The sequence below is a fragment of the Pseudomonas sp. NPDC088885 genome (assembly GCF_044750025.1).
GTDB lineage: Bacteria > Pseudomonadota > Gammaproteobacteria > Pseudomonadales > Pseudomonadaceae > Aquipseudomonas > Aquipseudomonas rustica.
The window spans coordinates 20,992-33,944 of the sequence record NZ_JBIVJB010000052.1 but is presented as its reverse complement, the minus strand read 5'-3'; the positions used below and the strand labels follow the sequence as shown (position 1 = coordinate 33,944).

The window sequence follows — 12,953 nt, the reverse complement described above, 5'->3', positions numbered from 1 at the left end:
ATCACCGTGGGCGGCACCGGCAAAACGCCGATGATCCTCTGGTTGATCGAACACTGTCGGCGCAGTGGTTTGCGTGTTGGCGTGGTCCGCCGTGGGTCGACGGGTAAGTGATCATCAGCGCGGCGAGGTGTTCGCGGTGCTCGATCGCTTTGGCGCGCAGGTCTTCGATATCAACGTTGCCGCGGGCATCGCACGCAGTCACGACCACGCGCATGCCAGCCATGTTGGCGGTGGCCGGGTTGGTGCCGTGGGCGGACGACGGGATCAGGCAGATGTCGCGGCGCTCATCGCCACGACTCTGGTGATAGGCGCGGATCGCCAGCAGGCCGGCGTATTCACCTTGCGAACCGGCGTTCGGTTGCAGCGAGATCGCGTCGTAACCGGTGGCGGCGCAGAGCATCGCTTCCAGCTCAAAGGTCAGTTGCTGGTAACCGGCGCTTTGCGCGGCCGGGGCGAACGGGTGCAGCGCGCCGAATTCAGCCCAGGTCACCGGGATCATTTCGCTGGCGGCGTTGAGTTTCATGGTGCACGAACCCAGCGGGATCATGGTGCGATCCAGTGCCAGATCCTTGTCCGCCAGTTTGCGCAGGTAGCGCATCAGCTCGGTTTCCGAGTGATAACGGTTGAACACCGGGTGGCTGAGGATTGGCGACTGGCGTACCAGCGCTGCTGGGATGGTGCTTTGCACGGTCGCAGCAAGTGCAGCGAACTCCGGCAGGGTCTTGCCGTCGGCGAACAGGCCCCACAGGGTTTCAATATCCGCCTGGGTGGTGGTTTCGTCGACCGACAGACCCAGACGCTGAGCGTCGATCACGCGCAAGTTGATCTGCGCAGCGTGCGCCTTGTCGTGAAGTGCGGCGGTTTGTGCGCCGGTGGCCACGGTCAGGGTGTCGAAGAAGCTGGCTTGTTCGACGTTAGCGCCCAACGCGGTCAGGCCCTTGGCCAGAATCGCGGTCAGGTGATGCACGCGGTTGGCGATCTGCGTCAGGCCTTTCGGGCCGTGGTAGACGGCGTACATGCTGGCGATGTTGGCCAGCAGCACCTGCGCGGTGCAGATGTTCGACGTGGCCTTCTCGCGACGGATGTGTTGCTCGCGGGTCTGCATCGCCAGACGCAGGGCCGGCTTGCCGAAACGGTCAACCGAAACACCGACCAGACGGCCCGGCATGTCGCGCTTGAACGCATCTTTGGTGGAGAAGTAAGCGGCGTGCGGGCCACCGAAGCCCAGCGGCACGCCGAAGCGTTGTGCCGAACCGATGGCGACGTCAGCGCCGAATTCGCCCGGGGCGGTCAGCAGGGTCAGGGCCAGCAGATCAGCGGCCACGGCCACCAACGCGTTGGCGGCGTGGAAGCGTTCGGTCAGTTCGCGGTAGTCGAACACGTCACCGTTGGCGGCCGGGTATTGCAGCAGCGCGCCGAAGAACGGCGTCACGTCAGTCAGTTCACGCTCATCGCCCACAACGACTTCAATGCCAAGTGGCTCGGCACGGGTGCGCAGCACGTCGAGGGTTTGCGGGTGGCTGTGGATCGAGGCGAAGAATTGGTGGCTGCCCTTGTTCTTGCTCAGGCGTTTGCAGAAGGTCATGGCTTCGGCAGCGGCGGTGGCTTCGTCGAGCAAGGATGCGTTGGCGATCGGCAGACCGGTGAGGTCGCTGATCATGGTCTGGAAGTTCAGCAACGCTTCGAGACGGCCCTGGGAAATTTCTGGCTGGTACGGCGTGTAAGCGGTGTACCAGGCCGGATTTTCCAGCAAGTTGCGCAGGATCGGCGACGGCGTGTGGCAGTTGTAGTAGCCCTGGCCGATGTAAGTCTTGAACAACTGATTCTTGCCGGCGATGCCTTTGATCATCGCCAGGGCATCGGCTTCGCTGAGGCCGTCGTCCATGCCGAGCACGCTGGTGCCCTTGATGCTTTCCGGGATGACGCTGGCGCTCAGCGCTTCGAGCGAATCGAAGCCGAGGCTGTTGAGCATGGCTTGCTCGTCACCGGCGCGCGGGCCGATGTGACGGGCGATGAATTCGTTGGCGGTGCCAAGGTTTACTTGAGTCATGTCGGTGTTCCTCAGGCTTCGGCTTGGGCTTTGATCAGACGGTCGTACGCGTCCTGATCGAGCAGTTTGCCGACAGCGGCGGCGTCGCTTGGCTGGAAGCGGAAGAACCAGCCTTCGCCCAGCGGATCTTCGTTGACCAGTTCCGGGCTGTCTTCCAGCGCCGGGTTGGTTGCCAGCACTTCGCCGTCGAGGGGCATGTATACGCCGCTGGCGGCTTTCACCGATTCCACGGTGGCGGCTTCGGCGCCTTTGTCGTACGCCTGCAATTCAGGCAGTTGCACGAACACCACGTCGCCCAAGGCGTTCTGCGCGAAAGCGGTGATGCCGACAGTAACGCTGCCGTCAGCTTCGGTGCGCAGCCATTCGTGATCTTCAGTAAAACGCAACTCGCTCATGGAAACTCCTCAGGGGCCAGACTCGTCTGGTGGACGCGGTGGAAGGCTTGGGCAGGGAAGCCCTTTATTTATGAAGGGTTGATTAGCAAGAACGCGGCCAAGGTTTATTTATCGTTATAAATCAATGAGTTGAGTGATTTTGATGGATATGACTCAGTGGCGTGCGTAGCGAAATCGCTACAGCACAAGGCGAGGAGAAAAGCTGAACCGGATCAAAGCCTTGCACAGCGGTGATCAGAGGAGGGTGTAACGACATCATTCCGCTGTAGCGCTTTCAGTACAGATAAAGGTCGCTTTTAAGCAGGAAATACAATTCTTGAATTGGAAACCCGAACTGTAGGAGCTGCCGAAGGCTGCGATCTTGTCCCGGCCAATACACATCCAGAGTCAACAGATCGCAGCCTCCGGCAGCTCCTACAGAAAACAATCTGGAACACAGTTCAAAATGTAGGAGCAGAGCTTGCTCGCGAAAGCGGTCTGTCAGTCACCATTAATTGCAACTGAAAGGCCGCTTTCGCGAGCAAGCTCTGCTCCTACAAGGGCGCGGCGCCGGATTTGCTAAGTGTGCAAAAGGAGTTACGGTTTGTTGGGGATGCCGTACTTGCGCAACCGATGGGCGATAGCGGTATGCGAAGTCTGCAGGCGGCTCGCCAGTTGCCGGGTCGAGGGGTAGCTGACGTAGAGTTTTTCCAGCAGCGCTTTCTCGAACGACTCGACCGCTTGTTCTAGGCTGTCGACATCGCTGTCGGTCTGCCGCGCCACCGAGGTGCCGGCGATGTCGAGGTCGCCGATGTCCACCAGGCTGCTTTCGCAAATCGCCGCCGCGCGAAAGATCACGTTCTGCAATTGCCGCACATTGCCCGGCCAGCGATTGCCGAGCAGCGCCGGGTAAGTGCCCGGGGCGAGGCGGCAGACCGGGCGCTGAATCTGCGCGCAAGCCTGCTGCATGAAGTAGCGCGCCAGCAGCAGAATGTCCTGACCACGTTCACGCAGCGGCGGCACTTCCACGTTGAGCACGTTGAGGCGATAGAACAGATCCTCGCGGAACGACCCTTCGCTGACCATTTTTTCCAGATCGCGGTGGGTCGCGCTGAGGATGCGCACGTTGACCTTCACTTCACGATCACCGCCCACGCGGCGGAAGCTGCCGTCATTCAAGAAGCGCAGCAATTTCGCCTGCAAGTACGGTGACATCTCGCCGATCTCATCGAGAAACACCGTGCCTTGGTTGGCCAGTTCCATCAGCCCGGGTTTGCCGCCACGCGCCGCACCGGTGAAGGCGCCGGGGGCGTAGCCGAACAGCTCGCTTTCGGCGAGGTTCTCCGGCAGCGCTGCGCAGTTCAGAGCAAGAAACGGCGCGTTGTGCCGCGCACTGATCGCGTGACAGGCGCGGGCAACCAGTTCTTTGCCGGTGCCGGTTTCGCCTTGAATCAACAGCGGCGCATCGAGGGCTGCTACACGTTGAGCACGGGCCTTGAGAGTGCGAATAGCAGGGGACTCGCCAAGCAGCGCATCGAAACCTTCGGCGTGATCGTGGTGCAGCGCCGAGAGTTGTTCACCGATGCGGTTGGGTTGATACAACGTCAGCAGCGCGCCGGCGTCGGTGATTGGCGTGGCGTCGAGCAGCAGAGTCTGACCATTGACGGTGATTTCCCGTAGCGGCAGGCGGAAGCCGTGTTCGAGCAGCGTGTCGAGCAGGCCGGGGTCGTTGAACAATTCGGAGACGCTTTCGCCGGCCGGTTCGCGACCGTAGAGGGCGATCAATGCCGGGTTGCCAAGCAAGACTTTGCCGGCGCTGTCGAGGGCTAAAACTGGATCGGTCATCGCCGCGAGCAAGGCATCGAGCTGCAAGTGCCGACGCTGGCCGGGGAGGATGTCGACGACGGTCACCGCTTCCACGCCGAGCACGCGGAACAACGCATCTTTCAGCTCTTCGAGCACTGTCGGACTCAGGGTCGGCGCGTCGATGTAGACGTTCGGCGGGATCATCTCCACCGCATCCAGATTGAGGTTGCGCCCACCGAGGATAGCCAGGACTTCCTGGGTGATGCCGACGCGGTCGATGAAACTGACGTGGATACGCATGGGGCGGTTCAGTGATCTGCAGAGCGGAGGGTGGCAAGTATGCCTTGGGGCGGGCTAATGGTGAAATCTGTGTCCTGCGCTGATCGTTCCCATGCTCCGCGTGGGAATGCATCCCGTGACGCTCTGCGTCACAGCGGACGCGGAGCATCCGTGGCGGCATTCCCACGCAGAGCGTGGGAACGATCAAAAGCAAGATCAGGTCGGCGTAATTCTGAAGCATCCCCCAATCAGTCCCCTCTCCCTCTGGGAGAGGGCTAGGGTGAGGGGCTTTGGAGGTTTACTCGAAATGCTCAGGATTAACCGGATCCCCGGACTGCATATTCAGCTGCTTGCGGATGTCTTCAAACATCAAGTCGTAATGTTTGTGCACCGAGCCGATCTGGCTGTGCGTCTTGGGAATCCCGTATTTTTCGGCGATCCGGGTCACGTCGCGGGCGAAGTTGTAGGCCTCTTCCTTTGGCAGGAAAAACGTTTCCTTCATGTCCTTGCCCTGCATATTGCCGTGCAAGGTGAACTGTATCCCTTTGCCTTTTTGCGGATCGGTGAACACTTCATAGTCGAGGCAGACGTTGTAATTGACGTCATCGTCGGTCAACGCATGCCGCTCGATGTGCAAATGACCGGGTTCAAACTGGGCCATGAGGAACTCCTTTCAAGGCATGGAAAGAGGGCAGACCCTGGGCCTGCCCCCGCCGTTTCTAATTATCGGTAAGTGATGCCAGGCTTCGCTGTGGTCACGCGTGTACCGGCGGTGCCTTGGACAATCGCTTCGATGTCCGCCAGCGAACCGATCACCGCGACCTTGCCAGTATGGCGCGCAAATTCGCAGGCTGCCTGCACCTTCGGCCCCATCGAACCGGCGGCGAAACCGAGGCGCTCAAGTTCGTCCGGGTGCGCTTCGGCGATGCCTTTCTGCGTTGGTTTGCCGTAATCGATAAACGCCGCGTTGACGTCGGTGGCGATCACCAGCAGATCCGCTTCCAGTTGCTCGGCGAGCAGCGAAGAGCACAGATCTTTGTCGATCACCGCTTCGATACCCTTGAGGTTGCGGTTCTCGTCATACATGGTCGGAATCCCGCCACCACCGGCGCAAATCACGATGCTGCCCTTGTCCAGCAACCACTTGATCGGGCGGATTTCGAAGATGCGTTTTGGTCGTGGGCTGGCCACCACGCGACGGTACTTATCGCCGTCCGGCGCAATCGCCCAGCCTTTTTCAGCAGCGAGTTTTTCCGCTTCGGCTTTGTCGTAAACCGGGCCGATCGGTTTGGTTGGATTCTTGAACGCCGGGTCGTTGGCGTCGACTTCAACCTGGGTGAGGAGGGTGGCGAACGGCACTTCGAAGTCGAGCAGGTTGCCCAGTTCCTGTTCGATGATGTAGCCGATCATGCCTTCGGTTTCGGCACCGAGCACGTCCAGCGGGTAAGGGGTGACGGAGGTGTAGGCCGCCGCTTGCAGCGACAGCAGGCCAACTTGCGGGCCATTGCCATGGGCGATGACCAGTTGGTTGCCGGCATGGATTTTGGCGATTTGCTCGGTGGCGATGCGGATGTTGGCGCGCTGATTGTCAGCGGTCATCGGCTCACCACGGCGAAGCAGGGCGTTACCGCCCAGAGCTACGACGATACGCATGGTGCATGTCCTTTTCGTAGTGATCGTTCCCACGCTCTGCGTGGGAATGCCGCCACGGACGCTCCGCGTCCGCTGTGACGCAGAGCGTCACGGGATGCATTCCCACGCGGGAGCGTGGGAACGATCATGGATAAGCAGTGGTTACAGATCAGCGAGGGTCGAGACCAGGATCGCCTTGATCGTGTGCATGCGGTTTTCCGCTTGCTCGAAGGCGATGCAGGCTGGGGACTCGAACACGTCGTCGGTCACTTCGATGCCGTTTTTCAGGTGCGGATACTGTTCGGCGATTTGCTTGCCGACTTTGGTATCGCTGTTGTGGAACGCCGGCAGGCAGTGCATGAACTTGGTGCGCGGGTTGCCAGAGGCTTTCATAAGCTCGGCGTTGACCTGGTACGGCAGCAGTTGCTGGATACGCTCGGCCCAGGCTTCCACCGGCTCGCCCATCGACACCCATACGTCGGTGTGGATGAAGTCGACGCCTTTGACCGCGGCTTTCGGGTCTTCGGTCAGGGTGATTCGTGCGCCACTTTCTTCGGCATATTTGTGGCAACGCTCAACCAGATCATCCAGTGGCCACAGGGCTTTCGGCGCGCAGATGCGCACGTCCATGCCGAGCTTGGCACCGATCAACAGCAGCGAGTTACCCATGTTGTTGCGCGCATCGCCAAGGTAGGCGTAGCTGATTTCGTGAATCGGCTTGTCGGCGTGTTCACGCATGGTCAGCACATCGGCGATCATTTGTGTCGGGTGATATTCATCGGTCAGACCGTTGAACACTGGCACGCCAGCGAACTTGGCCAGCTCTTCGACGATTTCCTGTTTGAAGCCACGGTACTCGATGGCGTCGTACATGCGACCCAGCACGCGGGCTGTGTCTTTCATGCTTTCCTTGTGACCGATCTGCGAAGAGTTCGGGTCGATGTAGGTGACGTTGGCGCCTTGGTCATACGCCGCCACTTCGAACGCGCAACGGGTGCGGGTCGAGGTTTTTTCGAAGATCAGGGCGATGTTGTTGCCCTTCAGGTGCTGCTGCTCGGTGCCGGTGTACTTGGCGCGTTTGAGGTCGCGGGACAGGTCGAGCAGGTAACGCAGCTCACGTGGAGTGTGGTGTTCCAGGCTGAGCAGGTTACGGTTGTGAATGTTAAAAGCCATGATGGATCTCCTTCGGTGTCGGTTATCCCCCTGGCCGCACTTTATAAGTGACGGCCAGGGCTCAGAGGTTTAGTAGTCGATTGCGTCGCGCACGATTGGGCAGGTCATGCAGTGGCCACCGCCACGGCCTCGGCCCAGTTCACCGGCGCTGATGGTGATGACTTCCACGCCGGCCTTGCGCAGCAGGGTGTTGGTGTAAGTGTTGCGGTCGTAGCCGATGACCACGCCCGGTTCCACGGCCACCACGTTGTTGCCGTCGTCCCATTGCTCGCGTTCAGCGGCGAAGCTGTTGCCGCCGGTTTCCACCACGCGCAACGCTTTCAGATTGAGGGCCTTGGCCACGGTGTCGAGGAAAGTGCCTTCTTCGCGGCGGATGTCGATGCCGCCCTGTTTGCCTTCGTCAGGTCGCAGGGTGAAGGCAACGATCTGATTGACCACTTCCGGGAAAATCGTCACGAGGTCGCGGTCGCAGAAGCTGAACACGGTGTCGAGGTGCATCGCCGCGCGGGATTTCGGCAGGCCGGCAACGATGACTTTTTCCACGGCTTTGTTCTTGAACAGGTTCAGCGCCAGTTGGCCGATGGCCTGACGGGACGAGCGCTCGCCCATACCGATCAACAGTAAGAAGTTGACTTTTGGCATGACGTCGCCGCCTTCAAGGGTCGAGCTGCCGTGATCCTTGTCCGGGTCGCCGTACCAGATTTCGAATTCGGCGTTGGTGAACTGTGGATGGAATTTGTAGATGGCGGTGGTCAGCAGGGTTTCCTGACGGCGCGCTGGCCAGTACATCGGGTTCAGCGTCACGCCACCGTAGATCCAGCAGGTGGTGTCGCGGGTGAACTGAGTGTTCGGCAGCGGCGGCAGAATGAAGCTGGAGTGGCCGAGGAAGTCGCGGAACATCTGGATGGTCTTGCCGCCGAAACTGTCCGGCAGATCATCAGCGGACACGCCGCCAATCAGGAACTCGGCGATGTGCCGTGGCTCGAGGCTTTTCAGCCAGGATTTGACTTCGTTGATCAGGCCCAGGCCCACCGAATCGGCGGTGACCTTGCGCTCAAGAATCCAGTCCAGCGCCTCGGGGATGGCGACGATGTCGGTCAGCAGGTTGTGCATTTCCAGCACATCGATGCCGCGCTCGCGCATCTTGGTGACGAAGTCGAAGTGGTCGCGCTTGGCCTGGGCAACCCAGAGCACGTCGTCGAACAGCAGCTCATCGCAGTTGTTCGGGGTCAGCCGCTGGTGGGCCAGACCTGGGGAGCAAACCATGACTTTGCGCAGTTTGCCGGCTTCGGAATGTACGCCGTACTTAACTTTTTCCGTGGTCATTTCAGTGATCCTCCAGATGACAAATTAGTCGGGTATTACAGAGTCAGGAAGCCGTCGTAGAGACCATAGGCTGCCACCAGGGCACCCACGATCACCAAGGCGAAAAGCAGCTTCTCGACGTTAGTGAAAATCGGTTGTTTGAGTTCCAGCTTGGCTTTGGCGAACAGGATCGCGCCAGGTGCGTAGAGCAGGGCCGAAAGCAGCAAGTACTTGACCCCGCCGGCATACAACAGCCACACCGCATAGATCAGCGCGATGCCGCCGATAATCAGATCCTTGCGCCGTTCGGCGGCAAAGCCTTCGTAAGTTTCGCCGCGCACCGCCAGCAGCAGCGCATACGCCGCCGACCACAAGTACGGCACCAGAATCATCGAAGTGGCGAGGTAGATCAGCGACAGGTAAGTACTCGCCGAGAACAGGGTGATGATCAGGAAAATCTGCACCATCGCGTTGGTCAGCCACAGGGCGTTGACCGGTACGTGGTTCTCGTTTTCCTTACGCAGGAACTCCGGCATGGTGTGGTCTTTGGCGGCGGCGAACATGATCTCCGCACACAGCAGCACCCACGACAGCAGCGCACCCAACAGCGAGATGATCAGACCAACACTGATCAGCACCGCGCCCCAGTGACCGACGACATGCTCAAGCACGGCGGCCATCGACGGGTTCTGCAGTTTCGCCAGTTCCGGCTGAGTCATGATGCCCAGCGACAGCACGTTCACCAGCACCAGAAACAGCAGCACGGTAATGAAGCCGATCACGGTGGCTTTACCGACGTCCGAGCGTTTTTCCGCGCGGGCCGAGAAGATGCTCGCGCCTTCGATGCCGATGAACACCCACACGGTGACCAGCATCATGTTGCGTACCTGGTTCATCACGCTGCCCAGATCAGGGTTTTTGATGCCCCAGATGTCGGCGGTGAAGATGTCCAGTTTGAAGGCGAAAATCGCGATCAGAACGAACAGCACCAGCGGCACAACCTTGGCGACCGTGGTCACAAGGTTAATGAACGCCGCTTCCTTGATCCCGCGCAGAACGAGGAAGTGCACAGCCCACAGCAGCACCGAGGCGCCGATCACGGCTGCGACAGTGTTGCCCTCACCGAAAATCGGGAAGAAGTAGCCGAGGGTACTGAACAGCAGAACGAAGTAACCGACGTTGCCCAGCCAGGCACTGATCCAGTAACCCCAGGCGGACGAGAAACCCATGTAATCGCCGAAACCGGCCTTGGCGTAGGCGTAGACACCGCCGTCCAGGTCAGGCTTTCGATTGGCGAGGGTCTGGAAGACAAAAGCGAGGGTGAGCATGCCGACAGCGGTGATGGCCCAACCGATCAGCACGGCGCCAACGTCGGCGCTGGCTGCCATGTTTTGTGGCAAAGAGAATATCCCGCCACCGATCATTGAACCGACTACCAACGCAACCAGTGCACCGAGTCGTAGTTTTCCGGGAGCTTCAGACATTGCATGACTCCATTGCAGGAGAAGAGAGATCACAGCGTAGTTCTGTTGTCTGTTCAGTTAGCTGACTTAGATCAGTGCATGGTCACATTCCATTGTTAATGAATGACTTATGAATCGGCTGAAGGCATAAAGCTATCGTCTGCGAAGCCCGATTTAGACGCTTTGTGGCTACATGCTTGGGAATGGCTATTATTACTTTCGAATTATGACGCTAGTTCGTTTTGGCGGATTGGCAAATTTTCCGCGTCTGTTTTCAGTACAGAATTGATTTATTAGGATCAGCGCACAAAATTGTCTGAGCGTGCTAGGCGTTAGCGTGATCGGCTATATATAAATGGGCATTTATTGGCGTTATCTAATAAACGTACTTACTCTTTACCCATTTAGTTAGTTAAGTCATAAACCTGTGGTGAGGGGTTCAGTGCATCTGGGGTTTGGGTGGGTCCTGAGGTTTGGCTGGAAATTGAGAATTCGTTGATCAGGAAGGGAGATTTGAATGTCGCAACCGACGCAAAAGCTGCGCCTTGGCGCGTTGATCGCTCTGGTGGTGGGGTCGATGATTGGTGGGGGGATTTTCTCGCTGCCGCAGAACATGGCGGCGCGGGCCGATGCCGGGGCGATATTGATCGGTTGGGGCATCACCGCGATCGGCATGCTTACGCTGGCGTTCGTCTTTCAGACTCTGGCCAACCGCAAGCCTGAACTGGATTCCGGCGTCTACGCCTATGCCAAGGCCGGGTTCGGCGATTACATGGGGTTTTCATCGGCGTGGGGTTACTGGATCAGCGCCTGGCTGGGTAACGTCGGTTATTTCGTTCTGCTGTTCAGCACCCTCGGTTACTTTTTTCCGGTGTTCGGTCAGGGCAATACGCCGATCGCCATTGGCTGCGCTTCGGTGCTGTTGTGGTGCGTGCATTTTCTGGTGATGCGCGGGATCAAAGAGGCAGCGTTCATCAATCAGGTGACCACGGTGGCGAAGATCGTGCCGCTGATCATGTTCATCGTCATTGCCGCCGTCGCCTTCAAGGCCGACATTTTTACCCGCGACATCTGGGGCACCAGCAACCCGAATTTCGGCAATGTCATGGATCAAGTGCGCAACATGATGCTGGTCACGGTGTTCGTGTTCATTGGCATCGAAGGCGCCAGCGTCTACTCGGCGCGCGCGGAGAAACGCAGCGACGTCGGCCGCGCCACGGTGATCGGCTTTATCGGTGTGCTGGCGCTGTTGGTGCTGGTCAACGTGCTGTCGCTGGGGATCATGAGCCAGCCGGAACTGGCCAACCTGCAAAACCCTTCGCTGGCCGCGGTGCTCGAACACATCGTCGGGCCGTGGGGCGCATTGCTGATCAGCATCGGCCTGGCAATCTCGCTGCTCGGTGCGCTGCTGTCGTGGGCGCTGCTCTGCGCAGAAATCCTCTTCGCCACGGCCAAAGACAAAACCATGCCGGCGTTCCTTAAAAAGGAAAACAAAAACCACGTGCCGGTGAACGCGTTGTGGCTGACCAACGCGATGATCCAGATTTTCCTGTTGATCACCCTGTTTTCGGCGGGCACCTACACCAGCCTGATTTATCTGGCCTCGTCGATGATTCTGGTGCCGTATCTGTGGTCGGCGGCGTATGCCGTACTGCTGAGCGGGCGTGGCGAAACCTACGAACACGCCTCGGCTGAACGCACCAAGGATTTGCTGATCGGCGGCATCGCCCTGGGTTATGCGGTGTGGTTGCTGTACGCCGGCGGGGTGAAATATTTGCTGCTGTCGGCGCTGCTGTATGCGCCGGGGGTGATCCTGTTTGCCAAGGCCAAACATGAGCAGGGCGAGCCGATCTTCACGTCGATTGAGAAGGGCATCTTTACCGTCGTCATCATCGGTGCGGGTCTGGCGGCGTATGGCTTGTACAGCGGCATGCTGTCGTTGTGAGGTTGGCGCTGGCGTATCAACCGCCGTATGACTGGGAGGCGATGCTGGGTTTTCTCACGGCGCGAGCGGTGGTCGGGATGGAGTCCGTGGTCGATGGCGTGTATTCGCGCAGCATCGGGTTGAACGGGGTGCATGGCACGGTTTCGGTGTGGCCCGGTGCTGCTGATTCGCTGGCGGTTGAAGTGGATTTTCCTGATTCGCAGGCGCTGCCAGAGATTGTGCGGCGGTTACGGCGGATGTTCGATCTGGATGCGGAACTGGCGGTGATGCAAGGGCATCTTGCGCAGGATCCGCTGCTGGCGCGGTTGATGGCCGAGCGTCCGGGGTTGCGCATTCCGGGGGCGTGGGATGGCTTGGAACTGGCGTTTCGCGCAGTGCTCGGGCAGCAGATTACCGTGGTGGCGGCGATTCGCTTGGCGGGGAAATTGGTGGCTCAGTATGGCGCGCCGTTGCAATCGACGGTGCCGGGTTTGAGTTACGTGTTTCCTGAGGCGAGTGTGTTGGCTGAGGCGGATTTGGCGGCGTTGGGGATGCCCAAGAGTCGTGGCCGGACGTTGTCAGGTGTGGCGCAGGCGTTGCTCGATGATCCTGCATTATTTGAGCCTTATCGCGAAGGCGGGGTGGCGCGGTTGCTGGCGTTGCACGGGATTGGCGAGTGGACGGCGCAGTACATTGCGCTGCGGCAGTTGCGCGATCTGGATGGCTTTCCCCATGGGGATGTCGGGTTGTTGCGGGCGTTGGAAGTGCAGGAAGGACAGCGGCCGACGGCGCGGGAATTGGCTGTGCGGGCGGAGAGGTGGCGGCCTTATCGCGGGTATGCGGCGCAGGTGTTGTGGGGGTCTTTGAGTCGTGGTGATTGATCCGGAATTTGCGTGGCCAATTCAGCCCTCATCGCGAGCAGGCTCACTCCTACAGTTGACCGCGTT

Annotated in this window: 9 protein-coding genes and 2 pseudogenes; 3 read left to right on the top strand and 8 right to left on the bottom strand. The window is 59.5% G+C overall.

Going from position 1 to position 12,953, the window contains the following annotated elements; all coding sequences use genetic code 11:
* Nucleotides 1–96, top strand: a pseudogene (locus ACIP1X_RS18990) (tetraacyldisaccharide 4'-kinase); the annotation flags it as partial.
* Here the strand turns inward: ACIP1X_RS18990 and gcvP are convergent.
* The 8 genes and pseudogenes from gcvP to arcD (ACIP1X_RS18950) form a co-directional block, all read right to left on the bottom strand.
* A pseudogene (gcvP, locus tag ACIP1X_RS18985) lies at nucleotides 89–2,050 on the bottom strand (aminomethyl-transferring glycine dehydrogenase); the annotation flags it as partial. The pseudogenes ACIP1X_RS18990 and gcvP overlap by 8 nt on opposite strands.
* A gap of 11 nt (nucleotides 2,051–2,061) precedes the next feature.
* Nucleotides 2,062–2,445, bottom strand: coding sequence for a glycine cleavage system protein GcvH (gcvH, locus tag ACIP1X_RS18980; protein ID WP_180698637.1), 384 nt, complete (start codon nucleotides 2,443–2,445; stop codon nucleotides 2,062–2,064).
* A 576-nt stretch (nucleotides 2,446–3,021) separates the two neighbouring features.
* Nucleotides 3,022–4,530, bottom strand: coding sequence for a sigma-54-dependent transcriptional regulator (locus tag ACIP1X_RS18975; protein WP_212543892.1), 1,509 nt, complete (start codon nucleotides 4,528–4,530; stop codon nucleotides 3,022–3,024).
* A gap of 277 nt (nucleotides 4,531–4,807) precedes the next feature.
* A complete protein-coding gene (locus ACIP1X_RS18970) occupies nucleotides 4,808–5,170 on the bottom strand; it encodes a DUF5064 family protein (RefSeq protein WP_053123058.1) in 363 nt (120 codons plus the stop codon).
* 62 nt (nucleotides 5,171–5,232) lie between these two features.
* Complete coding sequence (gene arcC / locus ACIP1X_RS18965; RefSeq protein WP_053123056.1) at nucleotides 5,233–6,162, bottom strand: carbamate kinase; 930 nt, start codon at nucleotides 6,160–6,162, stop codon at nucleotides 5,233–5,235.
* A gap of 141 nt (nucleotides 6,163–6,303) precedes the next feature.
* Nucleotides 6,304–7,314, bottom strand: a complete 1,011-nt coding sequence (locus ACIP1X_RS18960; protein ID WP_053123054.1) for an ornithine carbamoyltransferase — start codon at nucleotides 7,312–7,314, stop codon at nucleotides 6,304–6,306.
* Between the two features lie 69 nt (nucleotides 7,315–7,383).
* Nucleotides 7,384–8,640, bottom strand: a complete 1,257-nt coding sequence (gene arcA / locus ACIP1X_RS18955) for an arginine deiminase (protein ID WP_400754238.1) — start codon at nucleotides 8,638–8,640, stop codon at nucleotides 7,384–7,386.
* A gap of 35 nt (nucleotides 8,641–8,675) precedes the next feature.
* Complete coding sequence (arcD, locus tag ACIP1X_RS18950; RefSeq protein WP_159812523.1) at nucleotides 8,676–10,103, bottom strand: arginine-ornithine antiporter; 1,428 nt, start codon at nucleotides 10,101–10,103, stop codon at nucleotides 8,676–8,678.
* Between the two features lie 496 nt (nucleotides 10,104–10,599).
* On the opposite strand from arcD (ACIP1X_RS18950), the gene arcD (ACIP1X_RS18945) reads away from it, so the two are divergent.
* Together arcD (ACIP1X_RS18945) and ACIP1X_RS18940 are read left to right on the top strand one after the other, a co-directional pair.
* Complete coding sequence (arcD, locus tag ACIP1X_RS18945; protein ID WP_053123047.1) at nucleotides 10,600–12,027, top strand: arginine-ornithine antiporter; 1,428 nt, start codon at nucleotides 10,600–10,602, stop codon at nucleotides 12,025–12,027.
* Nucleotides 12,024–12,887: a DNA-3-methyladenine glycosylase family protein gene (locus tag ACIP1X_RS18940; RefSeq protein ID WP_400754236.1), complete on the top strand. Its 864-nt coding sequence runs from the start codon at nucleotides 12,024–12,026 to the stop codon at nucleotides 12,885–12,887. Before arcD (ACIP1X_RS18945) ends, ACIP1X_RS18940 begins: the two co-directional genes overlap by 4 nt.
* Nucleotides 12,888–12,953: the final 66 nt, after the last annotated feature.

Coding starts and splice junctions, on each gene's coding strand:
- gcvH (WP_180698637.1), bottom strand. CDS start 2,445: ATGAGCGAGTTGCGTTTTACTGAAGATCACGAATGGCTGCGCACCGAA.
- ACIP1X_RS18975 (WP_212543892.1), bottom strand. CDS start 4,530: ATGCGTATCCACGTCAGTTTCATCGACCGCGTCGGCATCACCCAGGAA.
- ACIP1X_RS18970 (WP_053123058.1), bottom strand. CDS start 5,170: ATGGCCCAGTTTGAACCCGGTCATTTGCACATCGAGCGGCATGCGTTG.
- arcC (WP_053123056.1), bottom strand. CDS start 6,162: ATGCGTATCGTCGTAGCTCTGGGCGGTAACGCCCTGCTTCGCCGTGGT.
- ACIP1X_RS18960 (WP_053123054.1), bottom strand. CDS start 7,314: ATGGCTTTTAACATTCACAACCGTAACCTGCTCAGCCTGGAACACCAC.
- arcA (WP_400754238.1), bottom strand. CDS start 8,640: ATGACCACGGAAAAAGTTAAGTACGGCGTACATTCCGAAGCCGGCAAA.
- arcD (WP_159812523.1), bottom strand. CDS start 10,103: ATGTCTGAAGCTCCCGGAAAACTACGACTCGGTGCACTGGTTGCGTTG.
- arcD (WP_053123047.1), top strand. CDS start 10,600: ATGTCGCAACCGACGCAAAAGCTGCGCCTTGGCGCGTTGATCGCTCTG.